Source organism: Alteromonas sp. RKMC-009 (assembly GCF_003584565.2).
GTDB lineage: Bacteria > Pseudomonadota > Gammaproteobacteria > Enterobacterales > Alteromonadaceae > Alteromonas.
On sequence record NZ_CP031010.1, the window covers coordinates 980,116 to 1,004,436 of the forward strand.

Below are 24,321 nucleotides of genomic sequence, written 5' to 3' on the forward strand. Positions count from 1 at the left end.
CCCCAGATGAGTCAGCCAGAGTGGTCAGATGCTTATGTGCTCCACCGCCGTCCGTACCGGGAAACGTCCTATATTGTTGATTTCTTTTCCTTGCAAACGGGTAATGTCAGCGCGGTAGCGAAAGGCGTGAGAAGCAGCAAGAATGAGCGCAAAAGCTTGTTGCAACCCTTCCGTAAAGTGCGCATCCAGCTCAGCGGAAAAACCGATCTTAAAAACCTCAGACAAATTGAAAGTGACGGGCCGGTGCCTATGCTGGCAGGGAACGATTTGTTTTGTGCCATGTATTTAAATGAAATACTTAACCGTGTCATGCCGGCGGGCCTGGCCAGTGATACGGTGTATGCCCAATATGAGCACGCCCTGAATTCCCTTATCGTTCAACCTGATATTGAAAAAACATTACGTGAGTTTGAGTTTTCTCTGTTAGAAGAAATGGGTATGCTCGCGGACTGGTTTACTGACGGGCTGAGCGGTGAAGCCATTGAACCTGATGGCTGGTATTTGTATTCGCCGGAACAAGGGTTCGTGGCCTGTCATCAGCCAGGACATAAACACCGGTTGCCGGGAACGGCGCTTATCGAATTAGGACACGGTGAATGGACTGCGTTGTCGCGACGGGCTGCGAAACTGATCAACCGCCAGGCACTGCATCAATTGCTGGGCGGTAAACCGTTAAAAAGCAGAGAATTATTTCGCGCTTAAGCGGTGGCTGACGCCTATTTTCCTGAGTCAGCGGGGAACTTCTTTGCTACAATCTTCACACTTTATTGCCAGGGTTATCTATCCATGAACGACATCTTACTGGGCGTTAACATTGACCATATTGCCACGCTGCGAAACGCGCGGGGTACGAATTATCCCGATCCTGTTCATGCCGCTGATGTGGCCGAGCGGGCAGGCGCAGATGGGATCACTGTGCATTTACGGGAAGATCGCCGTCATATTAAAGATCGTGACGTGGATTTACTGGCACAAACGATCAACACCCGTCTGAATCTGGAAATGGCAGTGACAGACGAAATGCTGCAGATAGCGTTGAAAACACAGCCTGCTTTTTGCTGTCTGGTGCCGGAAAAGCGTGAAGAGCTGACCACAGAAGGTGGCCTGGATGTCGCCGGTAATTTTGAGGCAGTGAAAAACGCTTGTACCGTGCTGGGTGAAGCGGGTATTCAGGTTTCCCTGTTTATTGATGCAGACGAGAAGCAAATTGATGCGGCCATTGAATGTGGTGCGCCTTATATCGAAATTCACACCGGTCAGTATGCTGAAGCAAAAAATGAGCGTGAACAGGAAGTGGAACTGGCACGGCTTAAAAAAGGTATTCACTATGCCGCTAAAAAAGGCCTGAAAGTTAACGCCGGTCACGGCCTGCACTACCATAACGTGAAGCCTGTCGCCGCCATTCCTGAAATCATTGAGCTGAATATCGGTCACGCCATTATTGCCCGTGCGGCGTTTGATGGTCTGGCAAAAGCCGTCGCTGATATGCGTGCGCTGATGCAGGAAGCCCGTGCAGGAAAAGCAGGCTGAACATGGCCATTGTGGGAATGGGCACGGACATTGTCGAAATTGCCCGTATAGAAGACGCTCTGTCCCGTTCAGCGCGGTTAGCCAGTCGTGTACTGACTGAGCAGGAAATGGTTATCTTCGGAGCCAGCCCTGAACCGGCAAGATATCTGGCTAAGCGGTTCGCGGTGAAAGAAGCAGCGGTAAAAGCATTGGGCACGGGGATTGGCCGGGGGATCAGCTGGCATCATATTTGTGTTGGTAATAATGAGTCCGGCGCCCCTTTTCTGACCTTTAGTGATGAATTTGCTAAACGCTGCGAAGAAAAGGGCGTTGTTCGCAGTCATGTCTCCATTTCTGATGAGCAGTATTACGCTACTGCTACTGTTATTTTAGAATCTTAATTATGGTCAGTTTCTATAAGCCGGCAAAGTCGTCGAAAAAAACACAAACCGGTAAAACCGTCACCGTTCAACGTTGGGACATGACCGGACAAGGTGTGTGTAACGACAGCAAACCGGTACTGTTTGTTGATGGTGCGCTGCCTGGCGAAAAAGTTGATGTGCTGGTTACACAACAACAAAAGCGCTTCGCAAGAGCGTCGGTAAAAAAAATCCTCACGTCCAGTCCTCATCGGGTAACACCCTTTTGCGACCTCGCTGATCGTTGTGGCGGTTGCCAGTTGCAACATGCAGATGCCGATGCGGCACTGACATATCGTCAGGAAGCGCTGGATAGCTGGTGGAAATTACAGTTTGGTTTAGATCACATTCCCTGGACCGCAGCGGTTACCGGAGAACGTCGCGGTTATCGCCGGAAGGCCCGGCTTGCCACAGACGCACGGAATGACAAACAGTTTAAGTTAGGTTACCGGGAAGAGCAGGGTAAGCAGGTGGTGGATGTTGACCAGTGTCCTGTACTGCAACCCGGATTATCCGCGTTGATTGCGCCTTTAAAAGCACTGCTATCGGGTCATTCTGCCCGTAAACATGTGGGCCATGTCACCTTACTTGCCGGCGATAATGTGAATGCTGTTTCTGTGCGGCTGACCAAACCCATGTCCCCGGCATTCGGCGATGCACTGATAGCATTTGCCGTTGAGCACAAAGTAAACATGACCGTGGAAGGACAGGAAGGCACGCTTACATTGCATAAAGAAGCGGAGCTGTATTGCACCACAGAGCCCGGATTGAGTTTGTCTCCGGCGGCAGATGATTTTGTTCAGGTAAACGGGCCGGTTAACGCTAAGATGGTGGCGCAGGCCATGGAATGGTTGAATCCGCAGCCCGGTGAAAAAATTGCTGACTGGTTCAGTGGTCTGGGGAATTTTTCCCTGTCGCTGGCAAAACGGGGAGCACAGGTGCAGGCCGTTGAAGGCGTGGCTGAAATGGTGCAGCGGGCTAAAGAAAATGCGTCAAAACAGGGCGTAGACAATGTGAACTGGTTGCATCTGGATTTGTCTGATGAACAGGCGGTAGCTCAGGCTCTGAGCGGCGGTTTTGATAAACTGTTGCTGGATCCCTCGCGGGAAGGCGCGTATGCCGTTTGTGAAACCCTGACACGACAACGGGTAAAATCAATTTTGTATGTTTCTTGCAATCCGGGTACTCTGACAAGAGATGCGCAGTGCCTTCTGGCGTCCGGGTATGCAATCGAGCGCGTGGGGCTCATTGAAATGTTTCCCCAGACCCGACATCTGGAAGTCATGATGTTATTAACGGACCACAAGAACAAAGCATAAGCGAGTTGATGTTTTATGGTATCAACACGAAAAGTACACGAGCCTGACAGACCGTCATTTGAAGCCTGGTTAAATAGTCTGTCGCTAAGTGATACTACAAAAGAAAAATTAAAAGCAGTGTCCCATATGCCTGACCGTCTGCTGGTCGGGCAGGAAATGGTAGAAATTCTGCATCAGCTGAACATGGATGATGCCACGCTTCAGGCGGCACTGGTGTATCCGTATTGTGAAAAGCACAATCTCACCGATACTGACGTGCTGGCGGAGTTTGGTGAGGAGATCAGCGATCTGATCAATGGTGTCCGCCGCATGGACGCTATCAAAACCCTGCATAGCCGTCGCCGGAATGAATCTTCCCTGTCTGTTCCTGACGAACAGCATATCGACAGCATCCGCCGGATGTTACTTGCCATGGTGGAAGATGTCCGCGCCGTGGTAATTAAGATGGCTGAACGGATTTGTGCACTGCAACAGGTTAAAAAAGCCGACGAAGAGACCCGGGTGCTGGTGGCCAGAGAGTGCGCGACGATTTATGCGCCGCTGGCAAACCGTCTGGGTATCGGTCAGTTAAAGTGGGAACTGGAAGACCTGGCTTTCCGCTACCTGCATCCGAAAACCTATAAAGATATTGCTCAACAGCTGGATGGTAAGCGCAAAGAGCGGGCAACCTACATTCAGAATGTCGTGTCTGATTTGCAGGCGTTGGTGGATAACGAGCATATCAAAGCGGAAGTCTACGGCCGCCCTAAGCATATCTACAGTATCTGGAAAAAGATGCAGAAAAAGCATCTTACTTTTGAGCAGCTTTTTGATATTCGTGCGGTACGCATCATTGCTGAACGGTTGCAGGATTGTTATGCCGCATTGGGTACCGTACACGCAAACTACAAACATATTCCCAAAGAGTTTGACGACTACATCGCCACACCAAAACCGAATGGATACCAGTCTATCCACACGGTTATTGTGGGGCCCGAAGGCAAACCTGTTGAAATTCAAATCCGCACTCAGCAAATGCATCAGGATGCAGAACTGGGTGTGGCAGCCCACTGGAAATATAAAGAAGGGTCTACCGGAAAGGCATCCGGTTACGATGAGCGCATTAACTGGCTACGCCGCATTCTTGCCTGGCAGGAAGAAGTGGCGGAGAGCGGCGATCTGGTCGAAGAATTACGTAGTCAGGTATTCGACGACCGTGTGTATGTGTTTACCCCGAAAGGGGATGTAGTCGACCTGCCACAGGGTGCGACGCCGCTGGATTTTGCCTATTACATTCACAGTAACGTTGGTCACCGGTGTATTGGTGCTAAAGTAAACGGGCGTATTGTGCCATTTACCTACCAGTTGCAAAGCGGTGACCAGGTAGAAATTCATACCGGTAAAGAGCTTAACCCGAGCCGTGACTGGATGCATCCGGGGCTCGGCTATGTGCATTCATCCAGAGCCAGAGCGACTATCCACTCTTTCTTTAAAAAGCAGGATAAAGAGAAAAACCTGCTGGCCGGAAAGGAAATGCTGGAACGGGAATTATCCCGTGCTCACTTGCCGGTGAAAGTACCTGCCGAAGCGTGTGAGAAGTACAATCTCCAGCACGTGGACGATCTCTACGCTGCCATAGGTGTGGGTGATATCCGTGTGATGACAGTGGTGAATCATATTCAGCACCTGCTGGAGCCGGAACCGGCAGAAGAGCCGGAAATCAGTCCGAAGGTGAAAACCCGCAAGAATGCCGGCTCTAAAGGCAAGCAGGATACGGTAGTCATTGAAGGGGTTGGTCATCTGATGAGTCAACTGGCGAACTGCTGTAAGCCTGTACCCGGTGAATCCATTATGGGTTATATCACGCAGGGGCGGGGTGTCAGTGTGCACAAAGAAAACTGCGATCAGTTGCAGCATTTGTTAGAACAGCATCCTGAAAGACAAATCGAAGTCAGCTGGTCGACACAGTTAAATGTGGGTTTTGAAACCGGTATCGACATTTTCTGTTCAGACCGGACTGGTCTGCTCAGAGATATCACTACTGTACTGGCAAACGAGAGTGTGGCGCTGCTTGGCGTTAACAGTCTGAGTGATAAAACCCGCCAGACGGCGATGATTTCTATTTCGGTAGAAGTGCCGGACCGTCAGGTCTTATCAAAAGTGATGACCCGGCTGTTGCAGTTAAAAGGTGTAGTTGATGTCAAACGTAAAACCGGTTAACGGTAACGCTGAGGCGTTCTTCGAAGCCACCGATCCCGCATTGCCTGCGCTCAAATATGCGCAGGCCTTGCAGCAGCGCTGTCGTGACGTGGGCTTTGACTGGCACGAAACACAGCCGGTGCTGGATAAAATAAAAGAAGAAGTCGATGAAGTTCAGCAGGAACTGGATGCAAGCCCGGTGGACAAAGGCCGGCTTCAGGAAGAAATTGGCGATGCTTTGTTCGCCATCGTCAATTTAGCCCGCCATATGGATATTGATGCCGATCAGGCGCTGCGTGAAGCCAGTGAAAAATTCCGCTACAGGTTCGAACATGTGGTTGCGCTGGCCAATGAAGAAGGCCGGGCACTAGCCGGTTACGACTTACCGTCTTTAGAATCCTTCTGGGTAAAAGCTAAAGCGGCTGAGCTTGCAAAGCAGAAATCTCGTTAAGTAACGCATAAGGTGCTTCAATCCAGTCGGGATTTTCAAATGAGTAAGACAGCACGTTTGATTCCAGCAGATGCACAACCCGCTTCCCCTTTTTGACCATGTCCCATGCTTTGCGGTGCTCAGGATAGCGGTTAAATATTTTCGCCAGTTCTCCGGATTTCAACAGCCTTGTCAGCCCGTCCTGCAATCTTTGCTGTAATTCGGGCGCGTGAGGGGCGACAAAAAAGTATTCGTAGCTGGGGTAAATGATCAGATGATTCTGCTCAATAGTCAGCTTATCGCTGTTGTGATAGGACAAATCTCTGTATACCTCCACCACATTACGGGGAAAATAATCGATGATCCCCTCTTCGAGACTGCGGTACATAGTAGTGTACCAGTCACTCCAGCTGATACTGGCAACTGTAAAATTGTGATACTGCAAAATTTTAGTGTCCGGCCAGTCACTCCCCTGAACCGATGTCATCAACTTAATACCATCAAGGGTCTGCCCCGGGCCAAAGGCATTTTGCTTATTTTTATTGATCACGAAAATGCGGTGACCACCTAACCCTTGCAGTAAAGGGAACCTTACCGGCAGTAATTGTTGTTCGAGTTCATCAGTGGTCACACTCCACATGATGTCGCTTTCACCCCGAAGCAGCGTGAGAATTTGTCGTCCCTGCGGCATGGGGAAGGGATGTCTCTCAAGGGTGACAGCACCGTAGTCATCTTCAGTGACGCGCAGTGCCGCGCGCATCACATCAATATTGTACACGCCGTAGGTCGGACCGGCGAAGGATTGGGTAAAGGTATAAGTTTGAGACAACACGGGGGCGCTGCACATGAAAGAGCACAGTAAAGTGATGCATAGAAGCAGCCTCTGTCTGACATATCGTGTTTTTATAAGCAAAGTTTGTTGTGTGCCGGATGTGTGCGTAAACACTATTTACTCTAGCTTAATAATTAAGCGATGCCAGTTTTTTATTTAATTGTCAGAAATTTCCCGTCAGGGGTTCGCTTTTTATTCAAATCCTGTATAATTCGCGCCCTGCCCAGTTACGCCCACCTTTGGGAAGGTGGAAGAATCAATGGGCTCGAAGGGGTCCGGTCATTGATTTTAATTAGATTTCCGGCTGTTCCGGTAATCTGTAACGAAGAATTTTTCGGGTGATTTTGAAATGAAAACTTTTGTTGCTAAACCAGAAACGGTACAACGTGACTGGTACGTGGTAGATGCCACTGACAAAACTTTAGGTCGTCTTGCGACTGAAATTGCACGCCGTCTGCGTGGTAAACATAAAGCTGAGTACACTCCTCACGTTGATACTGGCGATTACATCGTTGTTATCAATGCAGAGAAAGTGACTGTAACCGGTAATAAAGCGAAGGGCAAAATGTACTACGCGCACACTGGTTACCCAGGTGGTCTGAAAGAGACAAACTTTGAAAAGCTGATCGCTCACAAGCCAGAAATGGTTATTGAGAAAGCAGTTAAAGGAATGTTACCAAAAGGCCCTCTGGGTCGTGAAATGTTCCGTAAAATGAAAGTTTACGCTGGTGCAGAACACAAGCACGCAGCTCAGCAACCACAAGTTTTGGACATCTAAGGAGCATTTGACATGGCAGATACTCAATACTACGGCACAGGCCGCCGCAAAAGTTCTACTGCTCGTGTGTTCCTGCGTCCGGGTACAGGCAGCATCGTAGTTAACCAACGCGCGCTGGATACGTACTTTGGTCGTGAGACTGAGTGCATGGTTGTTCGTCAGCCTCTTGAGCTGGTAGAAATGACTGAGAAGTTTGACGTTTACGTTACTGTAAAAGGTGGCGGTTCAAACGGTCAGGCTGGTGCAATTCGTCACGGTTTGACTCGTGCTCTGATGGAGTATGATGAAGCGTTACGTCCTGCACTGCGCAAAGCTGGCTTTGTTACTCGTGACGCTCGTCGCGTTGAACGTAAGAAAGTTGGTCTGCACAAAGCACGTAAGAAGCCACAGTTCTCCAAGCGTTAATTCGCTTACTACTGTTATCAAAAACCCGGTCATCGACCGGGTTTTTTTATGCCTGTATTTTATTTACTGATAAGTTTGTCCGGTGTTTCTGCTGCACGCTGAAACACCGGAAAGACTCTGATTAGTCGCGCTAATCGCGGTAATTCAGCGCCGGCTTTCGATCTCCCAGCAGAGCTTCATATTCCACTTCTGATGCACGACGGTCAAATTCTGCTTTTGCTTCTTCAATAACTGCAGGTTGTTCGAATAATTTTATCGCAGTGAGAGCCAGTGTGCTGGCCGCAAGCGTCATACCTTTCTTACCGATGGACATGCCACCGGCAGCAACCGCCTGCCAGCTGTGGGGTGGTGTACCCGGAACCCAGGTTGCTGCACGCAATCCGGCTGTAGGTACCTGCCAGCTCACATCACCCACATCTGTTGATGCAGACCAGACAGGGATATCCTCTGAAAACTTCGCAACCTCACTTTGCTGGCCTTTCGCTTTCATGGCCGGTTTACCCAGTGACGGACGAATTTTATCAGCGAAGTTTTCTTCTTCAGCGCTGTAACTGATCCCGCCGAATGCGTGCATGCTGTTATCCATCTGGCGGGCCAGCGTCAGATTAGGCAGAATGTTCCAGGTGCCGCCAACAACTTCCTCTTCCATTTCTGTTTCCGTTCCCAGTGCTGCGGCTTCTGCTATTTTTTCCAGACGTTTCCATAAAGACAGTACCACTTCAGGTTCGGGGGAGCGTACGTAATAATAAACTTCAGCAAAATCGGGCACGATGTTCGGAGCGGCACCACCGTTGGTGATCACGTAGTGGATGCGGGTGCGGTCAGGTACATGTTCACGCATCATGTTTACCATCATGTTCATTGCTTCTACTGCATCCAGCGCGGAACGACCCCGTTCCGGCGCAGCCGCAGCGTGAGCCGCAATACCACGGAAGCGGAACTTTGCACTCTTGTTGGCAAGAGTGGAAGAAGCTTCGGCAGAGTTTCCGTCTCCCGGATGCCAGTGAAGTGCCACATCTACATCATCAAACAAACCTTCACGTGCCATATACACCTTTCCGGAACCACCTTCTTCCGCCGGCGTACCATATACCCGGATTTGGCCAGCGGTACCGGTGGCTTCCAGCCAGTCCTTCACAACCAGCGCAGCACCCACTGAACCACCGGCAAACAGGTGGTGGCCGCAGGCATGACCGTTGTGCATGCCGCTCTGTGGTTTTTTATCAGGAATCGCCTGCTGGGACAAACCGGGCAGAGCATCCATCTCTGCCAGCATGCCGATGACCGGACCATCGCCACCCCAGGTGGCTACGAAAGCGGTGGGCATACCTGCCACGCCGGCTTCAACGTTAAAGCCATGTTCACGGAGGACAGTCTGCATTAATGCTGAGCTTTGTGTTTCTTTATAGCCAACTTCGGCCCAGTTCCACAATGAGTCTGAAATGTTCTCCATTTGAGATTGATGATCAGCAATGGCGTTCTTAACAAACGTTGCGTCATCTTGCGCAGCAAAAGTGAAGTGTGTGCAAAAGGGCAGGGTGACCCAGAGAATTTTACTGAGTGTTCTCATGATATTAGTGACGCTCCTTGCTTTAATTAACCGGTTAATTGTGAATTTCGGGGCGGAGGTTTAATTATTATTAAATTCCCGCCGGAAAAACGGTTTTCCGGAACTGATAGACTATACTGAAGTCCGGCTGAAGATTTGACTCCGGTTCCGGCTTATTATTGAAATTGAACGGCAATACGTTCGGGTTTCATCATTGTGTGACATTCACCATACATCATGTCACTACAATGATAATAACAGGACAGGAATCATTAAATTTTTAAAAGGTCTTTGATTAAGCGCAGGTTATCGTTTTTTAATCGTTGATAAAACCTTGTAACAATAAGGGCTTTTCACTTATCATCTTTGGTCGAAATAATTATAAAGCATCGTGACGCTCACAACAGACGGGCGCTGACAGTGCAAATCAAGACAGGCCGACTGATACCGGTACGTAACTTTAATGTTAAAAAGTTGCTCCGGTATCAAAATCCAAATCTGGAGAATTGTGGATGAGTAACGTATCAGTAGATGCAAAAGACTCTGCACTCAACGGAAGCCAACCGGACAACACCCGCCGCCGTTTTTTAACGGTAGCAACTTCGGTGGTTGGTGCTGTTGGTGTTGCAGGTGCAGCGGTACCTTTTGTTACTTCCTGGAACCCGAGTGCGAAAGCCAAAGCCGCCGGCGCAGATGTTGAAGTGGACATCAGTGCGATTGAGCCGGGTCAGTTAATTCGTGTTATGTGGCGAAGCAAACCGGTCTGGATTGTACGCCGTACCCCGGAAGTGCTGGAAGAACTGGCCACTCACGAAGACAGTCTTCGCGATCCTGAGTCTGAAACAGAGCAGCAACCTGCATTTGCTAAAAACCGCTACCGTTCTCTGAAAGAGGAATACCTCATTCTGGTAGGTATTTGTACTCACCTTGGCTGTTCTCCGCAATACTTGAAAGACGGTGCCTTCGAAGAAGCCGTAGAGGGTGTACCCAGCGGATTTTTCTGTCCTTGTCACGGTTCCAAATTTGATATGGCCGGCCGTGTATTTCAGGGCGTACCTGCACCACTTAACCTGGTGGTTCCGCCTTATCAGTATGTTAACGACACCACCGTTATCATCGGTTCAGAAGCGGAGGCAGTTTAATTATGAATGCTTTTTTAAACTGGATTGAAGAGCGTATCCCGATGATGCGTGTGGCGAATATGCACGCCATTCAATATCCTGCTCCACGTAATATGAACTTCTGGTACGTATTTGGTTTTCTGGCCACCATCGTGCTGGTCAACCAAATCGTAACCGGTATCTGGTTAACCATGAACTTTAACCCGACGGCGGAAGGAGCATTCTTCTCTGTCGAGTACATTATGCGTGAAGTCGATTTCGGCTGGATCATCCGTTATATGCACAGTACCGGCGCATCTGCGTTCTTTATTGTGGTGTATATGCACATGTTCCGCGGCATGATTTACGGCTCCTATCAGAAACCCCGTGAGTTGCTGTGGGTTTTCGGTATGTTTATCTACCTCGCGTTAATGGCCGAAGCCTTCATGGGCTACGTACTTCCCTGGGGCCAAATGTCTTACTGGGGCGCACAGGTTATCGTGTCTCTGTTCGGTGCGATTCCGGTGATTGGTCCGGACCTGGTCATCTGGATTCAGGGCGACTATGTTATCTCCGGTGCTACGCTGAACCGCTTCTTTGCTCTGCACGTTATCGCTCTGCCACTGGTCATTGTCATTCTTGTGTTCCTGCACATCATTGCATTACACGAAGTGGGCTCTAATAACCCTGACGGTGTGGCCATCAAGCACAAGAAGGGCTCTCTGCCTGAAAGTGAAAAGACTAAATACGAAATCCACGAGTACTACACCAGTAAATATGACATCGCTGATGATGTGGTGCCCTTCTTCCCGCACATCGTGCTTAAGGATTTAGTGGCGTTCAGTATCTTCCTTTTCGTATTCTGTTACATCATGTTCTTTGCGCCAGAAATGGGGGGTAAGTTCCTTGAACATCCAAACTTTGAAATTGCTAACCCGCTGAAGACGCCGGAGCATATTTTCCCTGTGTGGTACTTCACACCTTTCTACGCCATCCTCAAAGCGGTGCCGGATAAGCTGTTTGGTGTTATTGCTATGTTTGGTGCCATTGCGGCCCTGTTTGCACTGCCGTGGCTTGACCGTGGACGGGTGAAGTCATGGCGTTACCGCTGTGGCCTGCACAAAGTCAACTTGCTGCTTTTCGCTGCGGTATTCGTATTCCTTGGTTACCTGGGCGGTACACCACAGGAAAACTGGAAAATCATTGCTTCTCAGGTGGCTACCGTGTTGTATTTTGGTTTCTTCGTGGCACTGTTCTTATACAGCAAAAATGAAACGACGAAGCCTGTACCAGCGAGGATCCCGAAATGAGAAAACTAATGTTGTTACTGGCATTCCTCGTACCGGGTATGGCGATGGCTGCCAGCGGAAATGTCCATCTGGACAAAGCGCCAGTTGATTTAACCGATAAAGCGTCGTTACAGCGCGGTGCCAAAATCTTTATGAATTACTGCCTGGGTTGCCACTCTATGCAATACCAGCGCTATCAGCGTACCTTCACCGATTTAGGTATTCCTGATGAGATTGGTCAGGAAAACCTCCAGTTTACCGGTGAGAAGGTGACGGATTACATCACCCGTTCTATGCCTGAAGAAGCAGCTGCTACCTGGTTTGGTGCGGCGCCGCCTGACCTGACGCTGGTGAACCGCGTCAGAGGCTCCGACTGGATTTATACTTACCTGCGCAGCTTTTATGTTGATGAAAGCCGTCCGTTTGGTGTGAACAATGTGGTATTTAAAGATGTAGGTATGCCTCATGTCCTTCAGCCGCTTCAGGGCACGCCCCGTTTAACCCATGAAGAAACCATGGTTGACGGTGAAATGAAAGAGCAGTTTGTGGGTATTAAAACCGATGGTGACGGTGCGCTGAGCACAGAAGAGTACGATCAGGCGATTGCTGACCTGGTTAACTTCCTTGCATACAGTGGCGAACCGTTCCGCCTGCAATCCGAAGCTATCGGAAAGTGGGTACTGGTGTTCATTGTTGTGCTGTTCATCTTCGTTTTCTTACTGAAGAAAGAATACTGGAAGGAAGTGCACTAATTTCTGTTAATTTGTGTATAATACGCAAGGGGGCATTCCGCCCCCTTTTTTAGCATTTGTTTCTGGTCGCAATACGGCCGGGCAAGGTAACACTCTCGACGGAGGAAAATGAATGGCCGTAGCCGCGAATAAGCGTTCAATCATGACGTTGTTCTCAGATACTATTGACATATATAGTCACCAGGTTCGTATTGTTTTGGCGGAAAAAGGTGTGGGTGTTGAAATTAGCTACACTGATCCAACTAACCTGCCTGAGGATCTGATTGATCTGAACCCCTACGGTACTGTGCCAACCCTCGTTGACAGAGAGTTAGTGTTATATAAATCCCATATCATCATGGAATACTTAGATGAGCGTTTCCCTCATCCTCCATTGATGCCGGTATACCCTGTTTCCCGTGGTCAGAGCCGCTTGATGATGCACCGCATCGAACAGGACTGGTATTCTCTGGCTGCGCGTATTTTCCGTAATGAAGGTGATGTAGAAGCTGCACGTAATGAATTACGTGAAGCGTTGCTTTCATTAGGTCCTATCTTTGCTGAAATGCCATTCTTCATGAGTGAAGAATTCAGCCTGGTGGATTGCTACCTGGCACCGCTGTTGTGGCGTTTACCTGCGTTGGGGATCACTCTGACCGGTAATGGCAGTAAAGAAGTGAATGCATACATGAACCGCATTTTCTCCCGCAGTTCTTTCAAAGCTTCTCTGACTGATCAGGAACGCGAAATTCATAATCCGTTATGAGTAAAATGACATCCAATCAGCCGTATTTGCTGCGTGCATTTTACGAATGGATTGTAGACAACCAGTTAACGCCCTACATTGTGGTAGATGCCACGGTGGATCGTGTTGATGTTCCGCAGGAATTCATTAAAGACGGCCAGATCGTGCTTAATGTTTCTCCTTCTGCGTGCGTTAACTTCTCGCTGGATCTGGACGCTATTTCGTTTCAGGCTCGTTTTGGTGGGCAACCCCGCCAGATCTATATGCCTTGCCATGCTGTACTGGCAATCTATGCCCGTGAGAATGGCGCAGGAACTGTTTTTGCCGTTGAAGATGAAATGCAGGCGCCTGAACAGTTGAGCGATGACGATACTGACACGCTGAACGGACCGTCTTCCGACGTTACCGATGGCGATTCTGAGAACGCGCCGGTGCCGCCGAAGAAAGGCAAACCTACGCTGAAAATCATTAAATAAAAAAATCCGGCCTCCGCGCCGGATTTTTTAATTCTGTTTAATACTGTTTCTTAAAAGTACTGCTGTTGTGATCTGGCCGTGAGCAAACCGGGAGGATCCTGCGCCAGGATAAATGCTCCATACAACAACAGAGAGCTTTATCATGGCAAACAGAACCCTTCGCTACACAACCCTCTGCATGGCCACCCTGCCGGCATTTACTTTAAGCGCCGCTGAAGTAGAAATATCAGTGGAAAACCTCACCCGGGGTATCGCATTCACACCTTTATTCATAGCAGCACACAGCAGCGACACCCATCTGTTCGTGACCGGTGAAGCAGCAAGCACAGAATTGCAGGCTATGGCGGAAGGCGGTGATATCTCAGGGCTGGAAACAGTGGCGGCCGGAGCGTCTGCTGATATGGTCAGTAATCCCGCTGGCGGATTACTTATGCCGGCAATGACCACATCTGCCATGCTGACCACCACTGACGGCAATACCCAACTGAGTCTGGTAGCCATGTTGTTGCCCACCAATGATGGCTTTGTTGGTTTAGACAGTTGGACCATACCGGAAACTCCCGGCACCTACATGATTTACCTGAATGCCTATGATGCCGGTACCGAGGCCAATGATGAAGTTCGCGGTAGCGGCGTACCCGGTGAAGCAGGTATGCCGGTTCCTCCTCCTCTGGAAGCGTTAGTCGGCACGGACGGCACCGGGGTGAATGCCACTATCACCAATGCGACCGTTCATATCCATCCCGGCAATCTGGGAGACGATATGCTAAGCGGTGGCATGAGTGATGTTCAAAACACGGTACAGCGCTGGCTCAATCCCGTAGCCAGAGTGGTTGTGACGGTAAGTGAATAGGAGTGGATATGATGAATCAACGGATAATACGCTTAAGCGCACTGACCGTCGCTTTATTCACCCTGGCGGCGTGTTCAGATGACGATGATGAAACCGTCGTTGAACCACCGGCACCAGAAATGCGCACTTATGAAATAACCGTAACCAATCTGACCGCTGCACAACTATTCTCGCCGGTCGCGGTGATTGCCAGTGACTCTGTGACTCTGTGGCAAACCGGCAGCGCTGCATCGGACGGGCTAGCCATGCTTGCCGAAGGAGGAGACAGCAGTGCACTGACAGCACAGGACGAGACGCTGGTTGCAGAAGCCGGTACTGAGCCATTGATGCCCGGAAGCAGCGAAACCTTTATGCTTACCATGGAAGCCAGTGATTCTGCTTTGTTGAGTGTTGTCACTATGCTGGTAAATACCAATGACGGATTCACAGGAATAACCGGGTTGGATTTATCTGCGCTGGTGACAAATGACGCGCTTACCATGTTGCCCCATGTCTACGATGCGGGTACAGAAGACAATACGGAGGCGGCGGGCACTATACCCGGTCCGGCAGATGGCGGGGAAGGTGTCAGCGAAGGCAGAGAGGCCCTTGATGCTGTCACATTTCATGGCGGCGTTGTCAGTGCAGAGGATGGACTGACAGACTCTGTTCTGGGTTCAGAACACCGTTTTGACAATCCGGCGATGAAATTAATTATCACCCGGGTGGAATAAAATACCGGCACCTCCGGTCTGTTTCTATGCGAGTCATTGCATATGAAAACAGCCGGAGGGAAGATGATTTTGTTAACTCAGCATGATCAGGCTCAATCACAACGGATCCGCAAGTGTCTGGAGGCACTGGGACACCAGTGTGTGACAACGCTTAGCGACCCCTGTGAGGCAATCTCGGCAAATCAATTTAGTCTGGTGGTTCTGGATATTGTATTGCCCGGCCGCTGCGGACTGGATGTATGCCGTCAAATCCGCCGGCAATACCCTCTGCTGCCTGTCATTATTGCTACCGCATCTCAAAGTGAAACTGACCATATCCTCGCGCTGGAACTCGGCGCAGACGATGTGGTGATGCTGTCGTGCCACGACAGGGTTTTACAGGCAAGAGTGAAAGTGCAGCTTCGCCGCTATCGTCCTGAATATGAGGAAAAGCCGCCGGAATGTCATCTTTTGCAGTCTGGCAGGTTATCTCTGGACATCAAATCCCATCAGGCAAGGATCGGCGAAAGGGCTCTGCCGCTTACCGCTACGGAATTTATGTTGCTTGCGCATTTTGTCCGTCATCCCAATCAGGTATTCAGCCGTAATCAGCTACTGGAAACAGTGTGGGGTCATCAGCTTGACTGCTATGAACATACCGTGGTGTCACACATCAACCGGTTGCGCAGTAAGCTGGCTGCAGATGAGAGCGTGGCCGCTATGCTGGAAACCGTGAGGGTAGTAGGATACCGCTTTACGCCCCGGCCGCCGGTAAGTAGTCTCCGGCAGCATCGTGCGTCTGCTGACAGATATTCTGCAGCCACGTATTAAGACGTGGCTGCCGGGGCGTGAATATGCTCAGGTTAAAAGCAGTGACGCAGTTCCCAGGAAGGCAAAAATACCCACCACATCGGTAATGGTTGTCAAAATAACGCTGCCGGCCAGCGCAGGGTCGATTTTCAGACGTTTCATGATCATGGGTAAGGTTGCACCGGATAGCGCAGCGGCAATCATGTTGACGAGCATGGCGAAGGCGATAACGAGGCCAAGCATAACATCCTGCTTCCACAGACCTATTACAGAAGCGATAAGTACTGCCCACATTACGCCGTTTAACAGGCCGATTGCCAGCTCTTTATTAACCAGCCACTTTGCGTTGCTGCCATTGACATGGCCCAGTGCCATACCACGGATAACCAGCGTGAGTGTCTGATTACCGGCTACACCACCCATGCTGGGAACGATGGTATTCAGGATAGCAAGCACGGCCATCTGGCTCAGTGTTGCTTCAAATAAGTCGCTGACCGCTGCGGCAAGGAGGGCGGTAACCAGATTCACAGCCAGCCATACGGAGCGGCGCTGGGTAGATTGTAACACCGGCGCGAAAGTATCTTCTTCATCATCCAGACCGGCCATACTCATCATCGAGTGCTCCGCATCCTCGCGGATAATGTCGACTACGTCATCGATGGTAATTCGACCGGCAAGGCGGTTTTTCTCGTCCACAACAGGGGCTGACAACCAGTTGTAACGTTCAAACAGACTGGCAACCTCACCGTCAGGCATATTAACAGGGATCGCTTCGGGATCATCATCCATGACCTCTGACACTTTATCGTCGGGATCCGCAGTCAGCAGGCGTGCTACCGGCACAATGCCCACCAGATTGTCTGTGCGGTTGACCACGTAAAATGTATCCGTGTTTTCCGGTAGATCCCCTTTCAGTCTGAGATAGCGCAACACCACATCAACAGTTACGTCAGGACGCAACGTAATGGTGTCGGTGTTCATGATAAAACCGGCGGTTTCTTCACCGTAAGACAGCGCCTGTTCTGCCCGGTGTCTGTCCTGAGTATCCATGGACTGCAGAATGTCCTGCAATACTTCATCCGGCAGACTGCTTAACGTTTCCGCCAGGTCATCGGTGTCCATTTCTTCAAGGGCATCAACAACCTTCTCAGGCACCATCTTGCTGATAATACCGTTACGTACATCTTCTGACAGTTCTTCTAAAATATCGCCGTGAAAATCGCCGTCTATGAGGTCCCAAAGTTCATCACGGGTCCGGGTCGGGCTGGATTCAAGGATCAGGGCAACATCGCTGGGTGGCAGCTCATGCAGCATTTTGCGCACAGAAACAAAACGGCCGTCATTTAACGCCGCATTCAGAGCCCATAGCTGGCTTTGTGCTGATTTGCTTTCGAGTGCTTCTGCCACGGAAATCCTTTGAGAAACAAACAGGGAGGTAGATAAAGAATACCTTACCCTCCGGAAACTGTCATCGGGAAAGCGGCGTATATCTGCCTGCGAATCGTCACAAACAGTCCGTTTGCACAAATTGTGAGCATCGGGGTGATTTATTGCTGCTGCGCTTCGCTTTGCTCTCTGCGCATCTTTTCAAACAGGGAGGGTTCCCAGGGACGCATCGCCAGCAACATACCAATATGCGTTCGTTCTGAAACCGGTAAAGATGAATCAGCATCGTTTAATTCTGCCGCTTCCGTTGACAGTTGCTTCAGGCGCTTCTCAATGATCCGGATGGATTCCTCTGAATAGCGGCCGCGGATGTATAGCCTGAACAGCCAGGGCTCACCCCGCTTCGGCGCCATGAACTTCACCATAACTTCCTGTTCCATAAACTGTGCTAACGGTCCTCCCGGGATCCAGCGGAAATTCTGGCCAATGCGCAGACGGTACCGGTTGCCGGGCAAAAGTTCTATCAGCCTGAGTTTATCGAGCTTTGCCAGCAGCCTGACACCTTCCAGTGGGTCTATCTCATAATGACCGGTGATATCGTCAAACTGCCATCCGTCCCTTACCAGCACGGCCATAAGCAAAAGCTTCGGGTTAGCCAGTAACTCTTTTTCCTGCTCTTCTGTTAACTGGGACAGGGCGGGCTGTTCCCGTTCGCTGAGTTGAAACAGTTCACTGAGGGTCAGGTCCATCACATCGCAAATTTGTGCCAGTCTCTCCAGAGTAAAGGCTTCCTGTGCAAAACATCTTTTAATGCTTGCCTCACTCAGGTCAAGGCGCTCCGCCAGTGATTTATAAGTAAAACCCCGCTGCTTCAAACTGCGTTTCAGGGTGCCGATGAGTTGCTTAATCTGCTGCATAGTATTAATAAGTGATACTTTTGGTGTTGAAATAGTCTACATCAATTATTTGAGTTTATTAATGTTCTTCTCCGAACTACTGTGAATACACAGTCACTACTGAGGAACTGAAAATGAAACATGGATTGATATCAGGTTTAGCAATACTGACACTGAGTTGCGGTGTAATGGCCGACGACTCAATACAACACAGCGGTCAGGCAAGTAAACACAGTGTGCTTGCAGCAACGGAAAGTGTGCAAACAACAGCATCAGTGGCCAGCGCTGTATCGGTTGCACCGGTCGTGTTAAGTGTGGGAGTGGCAGTGATTGCGGCAGATTCAGCCCACTCCGTTCACCATAGCATTGAGAAAAGCAATAAACCTTTACCGGTGACAAAACGGGTGATTACTGCAGACCCGGCCCCCAACGTGGTGATAAACCAGACTATCGTGACACAGGGGAAAACTCAATGAGGTCCGCGATAGCAATGCTTGCGTGTCTGGCGTTGCCTGTGTTTGCCGGCAGTCAGCAAGAAGCACCCCGCCGGCATGCGCCGGAGGCGATTATAAAGTTTGCAAAGCAAACCGAGCATTATCTGGCTGAGCAGGGAGCCTATGCGGCGATCATTGCGCGGGTTGGACGGGCGTCTGAAGACTTGCCTGAAGGTATTTCATTTACCCATACGGCAATTGCACTGTATTCCGATGTTACGCTGGATGACGGCACGGTAGAGCAGGGGTATGCAATACACAATTTATATCAGCTGGCAGATAAGCCGGGTACAAGCGTACTGAAAACGGATTATCCGGTGGATTTCTTTTGGGGAGCGACGGAGTTAAAAGCCGGCATAATTATTCCCGATTGGGAAGTGCAGCAGAAAATTGTTGCCCTGTATGCGCAGGACAAAGCGAAATTGCTTCACGAACCGGCCTATTCCGTCATAGCGAGTCCGTTTACGGAAGGAAAGCAAAACTGCACTGAGTACACCCTTGATGTGCTGAATGCTGCTATTTACGACACCACTGACAGTCATCGCCTTAAAAACAATACGCAGGCATGGTTTAAAGCACAGCCGGTGAAGGTTAACAAAATGAAGTTGCGGTTAGGCAGTTGGGTGAGCAGCGGTGTGTCGTTAAGCGACCATCCTGGCGCGATACAAACCGCTACGTTTACCACAATTGCTAATTATCTGGAAAACAATCAACTGGTGGCACATCAAACCGTGCTGTATGCCAGTCACTGATATAAAACGGAGATCATCATGAACGCAAATAAACCAACGAAAGCCTTTTTTATTGCTTCTGTTATTGCACTGCTGACAGGATTTGCTGCTTACATCACCGGACTACTGAATGCCGATATGCCACTTAATGAAAAAGGCTACTACTTTGCTGTATTTCTCTTTGGACTGTTTGCTGCCGTGTCTGTACAAAAAACAGTGCGGGACAAAATGGAAGGCATACAGACAACGAAAATATACCTGATGTTGTGCTGGTTTGGCCTTGGTGCTGCTATTGCACTGTTAGTCATTGGTTTGGTAAACGCCAACCTGTTGCTGAGTGAAAAAGGATTTTATGGGATGGCTTTTGTACTGAGTTTGTTTGCCGCGACTACGGTGCAAAAAAATGTCAGGGATAATGCGGCAGCGGAATAAGATGTGAAGTTGAAAGCTCAGATCGCAGGATCCGGGTCTTTAACATAGTCAGACAGGACGTGATTGAATTTATCTATGAAGCCCGGGTCCACAGATTGTTTACTGAACATGAAGTGGACGTCCTGTACGTTAACGGGCTTATTACTGATTTCCAGTTCGAGGTGCAACTGTTCAGCATTAAAGCTAATCACTCTGATATCGTCCAGCACCAAATCGACACGGCCTCTGTTCAGAAACTGTAACCGCCGTTTAACGGAATCCAGATGAATAAGCTGCGCGCTGTACTGCTCAGTGACTGTTTCATTAAACCAGTCGCCGAACCACCCACCGGTATTTAACGCCAGGGTTTTGCCTTCCCTTAGTAAGGTTTCAAGAGATTTGCCGGCATATTCGTTATGATGGGAAGGATGAAAGGCAAAGCTGATGGTTTCTTTGCGGTAAGGAACAGAAAAATAGTTTTTCAGTGCTCTCGCCGGTGTGAAAGCTGCACCTGTAACTACATCAATTTGCCCCAGTTCTATTTGCTGAGTGACCCGTCTTTCAGGCAGGATCTGGCTTTCCAGTGCATAATCCAGCTTGCCTAAAACCGACTTCAACAATTGGTAGTCTTCACCGGCCGGCTCATTATTGTCTGTTATGTACAGATAAGGAGGCCAGGCTGTACCACCGGTTGTCAGACTTTTTCTGTGCTCAGCACACCATACAGAGCTTTGATAAGCCATCGCTGTCAAAAAGATGATTAAACTGATGAAACGTTTCAACGGGTTTGCCTTTAAGCCTTCGCCGGCACTACACACTCAGTGGTGTGCCGGCGCTATTCATCTTCGTTAAATCTGCCTGCAATTAATGCCTCAACAGCATCCATTGCAGCTTCAGCATCAGGACCTTCAGAGATCACAGTAACCTGTTCCCCCTGATGACTTTCCATCATCATCAGTCCCAGTACACTATTGGCATTAGCCTGCTTATCGCCTTTTTGTAAAATAACTTCGGCATCGAACTGATTCGCCAGTTGCACCAACTGCGTTGCAGCCCGGGCATGCAGGCCCAGTTTATTAACAATAGTCAGAGATTTCTCTATGCGCATTATTTACTTTGCTCCCTGTGGCGGATCTGGACATCAGGATGAGATTCCCGGAAGTTTTTCGCCAGTGATTCCGCTACATAAACTGAACGGTGCTGTCCGCCGGTACATCCGATAGCGACTGTCACATAACTGCGGTTATTCCGTTCAAGGTGCGGCAGCCAGGTCGTGATGAGGTTCTGAATCTGCCAGATAAATTTAGTCACAATAGGCTGGGAACTGAGGAAAACCTGAACCGGTGTATCCAGGCCTGTCAGGTGTTTTAAATCCGGCTCCCAGTGAGGGTTTGGCAGAAAACGGGCGTCAAATACATAGTCTGCATCTTTGGGAATACCGTGTTTAAAGCCGAATGATTCAAATACCAGAACAAGTCGTGAGCTTTTCTTACCGAGGATACGCTCGCGGATTAATTCTGCCAGCTGGTGGATGCTCAGAGAGTCGGTATCAATATTCAAATCCGCTCTTTCTGCTACGGGGGCCAGTAATTCCCGTTCTGTCTGAATGGCATCAGACAATGATTTATTCAGTTTGGCCAGCGGGTGTAACCGGCGGGTTTCGCTGAACCGGCGCACCAGCATATCGTCACTTGCGTCAATATATACGATGGTGACAGTCCATGACTGAGGCAGGTAGTCGAGAATTTCAACCAGCTCAGAAGGCTCTTTAGGCAAGTTCCTGACATCAATACTCACAGCTACCTGCTCGTATTCATCGGCGACAGTGTGTGTCAGGGCTGGTAGCAGATTAACCGGAATATTATCGACGCAGTAATACCCCAGATCCTCAAGGGCACGAAGTGCTACTGATTTTCCTGAACCTGAACGTCCGCTGATGATAATTAACTTCACGCCGTTTCTCCTGAAGTCACGTGTTGTCGGTGCGTATTACACTAAGTTACTGTAATGCGCGAATAATATCATCACTTGTCTGAGCTTTGCGGATAGTTTTTATGGTTTCTTTATCGCTGAGTTTCCCGGCAACCATGGCCAGAGTTTGTAAATGTCCTTCGGTTTGTTCCTGAGGGACAAGCAGAGTAAAGAAAATATCCACAGGTTTATTGTCGATTGCATCAAAATCGATGGCGGGCGTGCTGGTAACCACAATGGCGATGACTTTTTCCAGTCCGGCCAGACGACCATGGGGGAGGGCAATGCCGTTACCTATACCTGTGCTGCCCATTCGCTCACGGGCCAGCAGGCTACTTAACACGGTGGCTTCGTCTACATCGGGGTTATTTTTAGCTGCAATCCCGCTGATGATTTCGAGAATGCGTTTTTTGCTATTGCACTGGACCGCACACTCGGTGCGGTCCAGGCTGACTATGGCTTGTATATCCATGAATTCAATTAGTGCTTTTTAAGCTTTTCCTTGTGTTTCAGGACCTGCCTGTCGAGTTTATCGACCATGCTGTCAATGGCAGCATACATGTCCTGATTTTCGGAAGAGGCGAAGACTTCCGCGCCGCTAAGATGAACCGTTGCTTCTGCTTTTTGGCTAAGCTTTTCAACATTTAAAATAACGTGCACATTTGATATGTGGTCAAAATGACGTTCCAGTTTGCTGAACTTAGTATCGACATAATTACGCAAAGAATCAGTGATCTCAATGTGATGACCAGAAAGGTTGATTTGCATATTTCGTCTTCCTTATTTTGAGCAGCCTTAAGTTAGATAAGGCTTTTGCGTTGGTTAGACGGCGGGATCGACAAGGATTCCCGGTACTTTGCTATTGTTCGCCGGGCAACCATAATGCCTTGATCGGCCAACAACGAAGCAATCTTGCTGTCACTCAGTGGCTTGCCTGGATTTTCAGCGGCAACCAGCTTCTTAATCAGGGCGCGAATCGCTGTCGATGAACACTCTCCACCTGATTCAGTGGCAACGTGGCTGGAGAAGAAATACTTCAACTCGAAAATACCACGGGGCGTGTGCATGTACTTCTGCGTTGTTACCCTGGAAATAGTAGATTCGTGCATATCTACCATTTCTGCGACATCATTCAGCACCATTGGTTTCATCATTTCAGGGCCATGCTCAAAAAAGCCCATCTGTTGCTGAACAATACAATTTGCTACTTTCAGCAGCGTATCGTTCCGGCTCTCAAGGCTCTTAATGAACCATTTAGCTTCTTGCATGTGAGAGCGGATAAATTGTGAATCGCTGCTGTTTCTTGCTTTACGGCTCATTGCAGCGTACTGCTGATTAACACTGAGCTTAGGCAGGCTGTCGGGGTTTAATTCTACAACCCAACGGCCATTTTTCTTCGCAACCGATACATCCGGAATGACATATTCGGGTTCTTTCGTAATTAATGCACTGCCCGGACGGGGATTAAGCGTTTGCAGCAAACGCATCGCTTCCCGCAACTGATCTTCTTTCAGGCGGGTTTTACGCATTAACGTACGGTAGTCTTTACTGCCCAACAGATCGGAATGCTCTCTGAGCAGCAGTTTAGCTTCTTCCAGCCACGGTGTTTCCGGTGCAAATTGTGCCAGCTGAACTAACAAGCACTCCTGCGGTGTGCGGGACCCGGAACCGAGAGGATCAAAAAGCTGAATACGTTTAAGTACACACTCAACCTCATCTTCTTCAACGGGCTCTTCCATATCTTCACTGTTAACGCTTTGCAGAATGTCGTCAACGGTAACCGTGAGATAGCCGGACTCATCAATAGAATCGATGATCGCCAGTGCAATGGCGCGGTCTGTATCAGAAAAAGGTGTCAGACGCATTTGCCACAGCAGATGGTCCTGAATATTTTCGGTGGTTTCACCCTGAAAGATTTGTTCATCGTCGCCACCGGAAGGGCCGGGCGCGGGTGCAGAAGACGCAGAAATGTACTCATCCCAGGTACTGTCGATGGGCAGCTCGTCCGGTAAATCATTCTTTTCCAGTGCTTCCCCGGTATCCATGCTGTCAGAAGATGAGGCTGATGCAGACTCTTGCATGCTGTCATCATTATCGATGTTATTTTTCTCAATTACATCGTTGTCGGAGCTGTCGTCGACTTCCAGCAAAGGATTAGAGTCGAGGGCTTCCTGAATTTCTTGTTGTAAGTCCAGCGTAGACAACTGCAATAGCTTGATCGCCTGCTGAAGCTGAGGCGTCATTGTCAGTTGTTGGCTAAATTTTAACTGTAAAGATGGTTTCATCTACGTCTTATATAAACTCTAAAAAGGACATC

General features: G+C 49.3%; 29 protein-coding genes. 19 read left to right on the forward strand and 10 right to left on the reverse strand.

From position 1 onward, the window contains the following. Positions 1–6 precede the first annotated feature (6 nt). From recO to DS731_RS04280, 6 genes are all read left to right on the forward strand, one after another. A complete protein-coding gene (gene recO / locus DS731_RS04255; RefSeq protein WP_119500159.1) occupies positions 7–702 on the forward strand; it encodes a DNA repair protein RecO in 696 nt (231 codons plus the stop codon). Positions 703–786: 84 nt separating this feature from the next. Then, the gene (gene pdxJ, locus DS731_RS04260) at positions 787–1,530 is read left to right on the forward strand and encodes a pyridoxine 5'-phosphate synthase (protein WP_119500160.1); all 744 of its coding nucleotides are present in this window, start codon (positions 787–789) and stop codon (positions 1,528–1,530) included. 2 nt (positions 1,531–1,532) lie between these two features. Continuing rightward, on the forward strand, positions 1,533–1,910 hold the full coding sequence (acpS, locus tag DS731_RS04265; protein WP_119500161.1) for a holo-ACP synthase: 378 nt from the start codon (positions 1,533–1,535) through the stop codon (positions 1,908–1,910). Positions 1,911–1,912: 2 nt separating this feature from the next. Then, on the forward strand, positions 1,913–3,247 hold the full coding sequence (gene rlmD, locus DS731_RS04270; protein WP_119500162.1) for a 23S rRNA (uracil(1939)-C(5))-methyltransferase RlmD: 1,335 nt from the start codon (positions 1,913–1,915) through the stop codon (positions 3,245–3,247). A 15-nt stretch (positions 3,248–3,262) separates the two neighbouring features. Beyond that, on the forward strand, positions 3,263–5,446 hold the full coding sequence (gene relA, locus DS731_RS04275) for a GTP diphosphokinase (protein ID WP_119500163.1): 2,184 nt from the start codon (positions 3,263–3,265) through the stop codon (positions 5,444–5,446). Then, positions 5,424–5,876, forward strand: a complete 453-nt coding sequence (locus DS731_RS04280; RefSeq protein WP_119500164.1) for a MazG nucleotide pyrophosphohydrolase domain-containing protein — start codon at positions 5,424–5,426, stop codon at positions 5,874–5,876. Before relA ends, DS731_RS04280 begins: the two co-directional genes overlap by 23 nt. Here DS731_RS04280 and DS731_RS04285 read toward each other — a convergent pair. After that, positions 5,839–6,702, reverse strand: coding sequence for a transporter substrate-binding domain-containing protein (locus DS731_RS04285; RefSeq protein WP_119500165.1), 864 nt, complete (start codon positions 6,700–6,702; stop codon positions 5,839–5,841). The two genes, DS731_RS04280 and DS731_RS04285, sit on opposite strands and share 38 nt — an antisense overlap. 334 nt (positions 6,703–7,036) lie before the next feature. Here DS731_RS04285 and rplM point away from each other — a divergent pair, with 334 nt between their 5' ends. Together rplM and rpsI are read left to right on the forward strand one after the other, a co-directional pair. Next, positions 7,037–7,465 carry a 50S ribosomal protein L13 gene (gene rplM / locus DS731_RS04290; protein ID WP_070123948.1) on the forward strand — a complete coding sequence of 143 codons (429 nt, stop codon included), beginning with the start codon at positions 7,037–7,039 and terminating at the stop codon, positions 7,463–7,465. Positions 7,466–7,477: 12 nt separating this feature from the next. Continuing rightward, positions 7,478–7,870: a 30S ribosomal protein S9 gene (gene rpsI, locus DS731_RS04295; RefSeq protein ID WP_119500166.1), complete on the forward strand. Its 393-nt coding sequence runs from the start codon at positions 7,478–7,480 to the stop codon at positions 7,868–7,870. 130 nt (positions 7,871–8,000) lie between these two features. Here rpsI and DS731_RS04300 read toward each other — a convergent pair whose 3' ends face one another. Beyond that, complete coding sequence (locus tag DS731_RS04300; protein WP_119500167.1) at positions 8,001–9,440, reverse strand: amidohydrolase; 1,440 nt, start codon at positions 9,438–9,440, stop codon at positions 8,001–8,003. 491 nt (positions 9,441–9,931) lie between these two features. On the opposite strand from DS731_RS04300, the gene petA reads away from it, so the two are divergent. From petA to DS731_RS04340, 8 genes are all read left to right on the forward strand, one after another. Then, positions 9,932–10,561 (forward strand): ubiquinol-cytochrome c reductase iron-sulfur subunit, encoded by a 630-nt coding sequence (petA, locus tag DS731_RS04305; RefSeq protein WP_119500168.1) that lies wholly within the window; start codon positions 9,932–9,934, stop codon positions 10,559–10,561. A 2-nt stretch (positions 10,562–10,563) separates the two neighbouring features. Next, the gene (locus DS731_RS04310) at positions 10,564–11,829 is read left to right on the forward strand and encodes a cytochrome b (RefSeq protein WP_119500169.1); all 1,266 of its coding nucleotides are present in this window, start codon (positions 10,564–10,566) and stop codon (positions 11,827–11,829) included. Beyond that, on the forward strand, positions 11,826–12,560 hold the full coding sequence (locus DS731_RS04315; RefSeq protein ID WP_119500170.1) for a cytochrome c1: 735 nt from the start codon (positions 11,826–11,828) through the stop codon (positions 12,558–12,560). Before DS731_RS04310 ends, DS731_RS04315 begins: the two co-directional genes overlap by 4 nt. A 112-nt stretch (positions 12,561–12,672) precedes the next feature. Beyond that, positions 12,673–13,305 (forward strand): stringent starvation protein SspA, encoded by a 633-nt coding sequence (gene sspA / locus DS731_RS04320; protein ID WP_119500171.1) that lies wholly within the window; start codon positions 12,673–12,675, stop codon positions 13,303–13,305. After that, a complete protein-coding gene (locus DS731_RS04325; RefSeq protein WP_181013649.1) occupies positions 13,302–13,760 on the forward strand; it encodes a ClpXP protease specificity-enhancing factor in 459 nt (152 codons plus the stop codon). Before sspA ends, DS731_RS04325 begins: the two co-directional genes overlap by 4 nt. 178 nt (positions 13,761–13,938) lie before the next feature. Beyond that, positions 13,939–14,613, forward strand: a complete 675-nt coding sequence (locus DS731_RS04330; protein WP_232373536.1) for a spondin domain-containing protein — start codon at positions 13,939–13,941, stop codon at positions 14,611–14,613. Between the two features lie 8 nt (positions 14,614–14,621). After that, entirely contained in the window at positions 14,622–15,326 is a 705-nt protein-coding gene (locus tag DS731_RS04335) for a spondin domain-containing protein (RefSeq protein WP_119503296.1), read from the forward strand. Positions 15,327–15,389: 63 nt separating this feature from the next. Continuing rightward, complete coding sequence (locus tag DS731_RS04340; RefSeq protein ID WP_161599094.1) at positions 15,390–16,136, forward strand: response regulator transcription factor; 747 nt, start codon at positions 15,390–15,392, stop codon at positions 16,134–16,136. A 27-nt stretch (positions 16,137–16,163) separates the two neighbouring features. On the opposite strand, the gene mgtE is transcribed toward DS731_RS04340, so the two are convergent. Together mgtE and DS731_RS04350 are read right to left on the reverse strand one after the other, a co-directional pair. Further along, entirely contained in the window at positions 16,164–17,522 is a 1,359-nt protein-coding gene (gene mgtE, locus DS731_RS04345) for a magnesium transporter (RefSeq protein ID WP_119500174.1), read from the reverse strand. 140 nt (positions 17,523–17,662) lie between these two features. Beyond that, entirely contained in the window at positions 17,663–18,418 is a 756-nt protein-coding gene (locus DS731_RS04350; protein WP_119500175.1) for a helix-turn-helix domain-containing protein, read from the reverse strand. A gap of 113 nt (positions 18,419–18,531) precedes the next feature. Here DS731_RS04350 and DS731_RS04355 point away from each other — a divergent pair, with 113 nt between their 5' ends. From DS731_RS04355 to yiaA, 3 genes are read left to right on the forward strand one after another with little or no spacing between them, the layout of a single operon-like run. Next, positions 18,532–18,873: a hypothetical protein gene (locus DS731_RS04355; RefSeq protein WP_119500176.1), complete on the forward strand. Its 342-nt coding sequence runs from the start codon at positions 18,532–18,534 to the stop codon at positions 18,871–18,873. Further along, positions 18,870–19,643, forward strand: a complete 774-nt coding sequence (locus tag DS731_RS04360; protein ID WP_119500177.1) for a DUF2145 domain-containing protein — start codon at positions 18,870–18,872, stop codon at positions 19,641–19,643. Before DS731_RS04355 ends, DS731_RS04360 begins: the two co-directional genes overlap by 4 nt. A gap of 18 nt (positions 19,644–19,661) precedes the next feature. After that, complete coding sequence (yiaA, locus tag DS731_RS04365) at positions 19,662–20,054, forward strand: inner membrane protein YiaA (RefSeq protein WP_181013650.1); 393 nt, start codon at positions 19,662–19,664, stop codon at positions 20,052–20,054. Positions 20,055–20,071: 17 nt separating this feature from the next. Here the strand turns inward: yiaA and DS731_RS04370 are convergent, their stop codons facing one another. From DS731_RS04370 to DS731_RS04395, 6 genes are read right to left on the reverse strand one after another with little or no spacing between them, the layout of a single operon-like run. After that, on the reverse strand, positions 20,072–20,815 hold the full coding sequence (locus tag DS731_RS04370) for a substrate-binding periplasmic protein (protein ID WP_150154229.1): 744 nt from the start codon (positions 20,813–20,815) through the stop codon (positions 20,072–20,074). A gap of 53 nt (positions 20,816–20,868) precedes the next feature. Beyond that, positions 20,869–21,141, reverse strand: a complete 273-nt coding sequence (locus DS731_RS04375; RefSeq protein WP_119500180.1) for an HPr family phosphocarrier protein — start codon at positions 21,139–21,141, stop codon at positions 20,869–20,871. Then, positions 21,141–21,986 (reverse strand): RNase adapter RapZ, encoded by an 846-nt coding sequence (gene rapZ, locus DS731_RS04380; RefSeq protein WP_119500181.1) that lies wholly within the window; start codon positions 21,984–21,986, stop codon positions 21,141–21,143. Before rapZ ends, DS731_RS04375 begins: the two co-directional genes overlap by 1 nt. A 46-nt stretch (positions 21,987–22,032) precedes the next feature. Then, a complete protein-coding gene (ptsN, locus tag DS731_RS04385) occupies positions 22,033–22,476 on the reverse strand; it encodes a PTS IIA-like nitrogen regulatory protein PtsN (RefSeq protein ID WP_119500182.1) in 444 nt (147 codons plus the stop codon). An 8-nt stretch (positions 22,477–22,484) separates the two neighbouring features. Next, a complete protein-coding gene (hpf, locus tag DS731_RS04390; protein ID WP_119500183.1) occupies positions 22,485–22,772 on the reverse strand; it encodes a ribosome hibernation promoting factor in 288 nt (95 codons plus the stop codon). A gap of 32 nt (positions 22,773–22,804) precedes the next feature. Continuing rightward, entirely contained in the window at positions 22,805–24,289 is a 1,485-nt protein-coding gene (locus tag DS731_RS04395) for an RNA polymerase factor sigma-54 (protein ID WP_119500184.1), read from the reverse strand. Between the last annotated feature and the right edge of the window lie 32 nt (positions 24,290–24,321).

Bases quoted from the DNA above. Each gene is read 5' to 3' on its own strand.
- DS731_RS04350 (WP_119500175.1), bottom strand. From the start codon at position 18,418: ATGCAGCAGATTAAGCAACTCATCGGCACCCTGAAACGCAGTTTGAAG.
- sspA (WP_119500171.1), top strand. From the start codon at position 12,673: ATGGCCGTAGCCGCGAATAAGCGTTCAATCATGACGTTGTTCTCAGAT.
- hpf (WP_119500183.1), bottom strand. From the start codon at position 22,772: ATGCAAATCAACCTTTCTGGTCATCACATTGAGATCACTGATTCTTTG.
- DS731_RS04280 (WP_119500164.1), top strand. From the start codon at position 5,424: ATGTCAAACGTAAAACCGGTTAACGGTAACGCTGAGGCGTTCTTCGAA.
- petA (WP_119500168.1), top strand. From the start codon at position 9,932: ATGAGTAACGTATCAGTAGATGCAAAAGACTCTGCACTCAACGGAAGC.
- DS731_RS04335 (WP_119503296.1), top strand. From the start codon at position 14,622: ATGATGAATCAACGGATAATACGCTTAAGCGCACTGACCGTCGCTTTA.
- acpS (WP_119500161.1), top strand. From the start codon at position 1,533: ATGGCCATTGTGGGAATGGGCACGGACATTGTCGAAATTGCCCGTATA.
- DS731_RS04330 (WP_232373536.1), top strand. From the start codon at position 13,939: ATGGCCACCCTGCCGGCATTTACTTTAAGCGCCGCTGAAGTAGAAATA.
- rpsI (WP_119500166.1), top strand. From the start codon at position 7,478: ATGGCAGATACTCAATACTACGGCACAGGCCGCCGCAAAAGTTCTACT.
- DS731_RS04300 (WP_119500167.1), bottom strand. From the start codon at position 9,440: ATGAGAACACTCAGTAAAATTCTCTGGGTCACCCTGCCCTTTTGCACA.
- rlmD (WP_119500162.1), top strand. From the start codon at position 1,913: ATGGTCAGTTTCTATAAGCCGGCAAAGTCGTCGAAAAAAACACAAACC.
- DS731_RS04355 (WP_119500176.1), top strand. From the start codon at position 18,532: ATGAAACATGGATTGATATCAGGTTTAGCAATACTGACACTGAGTTGC.
- DS731_RS04360 (WP_119500177.1), top strand. From the start codon at position 18,870: ATGAGGTCCGCGATAGCAATGCTTGCGTGTCTGGCGTTGCCTGTGTTT.
- DS731_RS04310 (WP_119500169.1), top strand. From the start codon at position 10,564: ATGAATGCTTTTTTAAACTGGATTGAAGAGCGTATCCCGATGATGCGT.
- yiaA (WP_181013650.1), top strand. From the start codon at position 19,662: ATGAACGCAAATAAACCAACGAAAGCCTTTTTTATTGCTTCTGTTATT.
- rplM (WP_070123948.1), top strand. From the start codon at position 7,037: ATGAAAACTTTTGTTGCTAAACCAGAAACGGTACAACGTGACTGGTAC.
- DS731_RS04395 (WP_119500184.1), bottom strand. From the start codon at position 24,289: ATGAAACCATCTTTACAGTTAAAATTTAGCCAACAACTGACAATGACG.
- DS731_RS04325 (WP_181013649.1), top strand. From the start codon at position 13,302: ATGAGTAAAATGACATCCAATCAGCCGTATTTGCTGCGTGCATTTTAC.
- DS731_RS04340 (WP_161599094.1), top strand. From the start codon at position 15,390: ATGATTTTGTTAACTCAGCATGATCAGGCTCAATCACAACGGATCCGC.
- pdxJ (WP_119500160.1), top strand. From the start codon at position 787: ATGAACGACATCTTACTGGGCGTTAACATTGACCATATTGCCACGCTG.
- relA (WP_119500163.1), top strand. From the start codon at position 3,263: ATGGTATCAACACGAAAAGTACACGAGCCTGACAGACCGTCATTTGAA.
- DS731_RS04285 (WP_119500165.1), bottom strand. From the start codon at position 6,702: ATGTGCAGCGCCCCCGTGTTGTCTCAAACTTATACCTTTACCCAATCC.
- recO (WP_119500159.1), top strand. From the start codon at position 7: ATGAGTCAGCCAGAGTGGTCAGATGCTTATGTGCTCCACCGCCGTCCG.
- ptsN (WP_119500182.1), bottom strand. From the start codon at position 22,476: ATGGATATACAAGCCATAGTCAGCCTGGACCGCACCGAGTGTGCGGTC.
- DS731_RS04315 (WP_119500170.1), top strand. From the start codon at position 11,826: ATGAGAAAACTAATGTTGTTACTGGCATTCCTCGTACCGGGTATGGCG.
- DS731_RS04375 (WP_119500180.1), bottom strand. From the start codon at position 21,141: ATGCGCATAGAGAAATCTCTGACTATTGTTAATAAACTGGGCCTGCAT.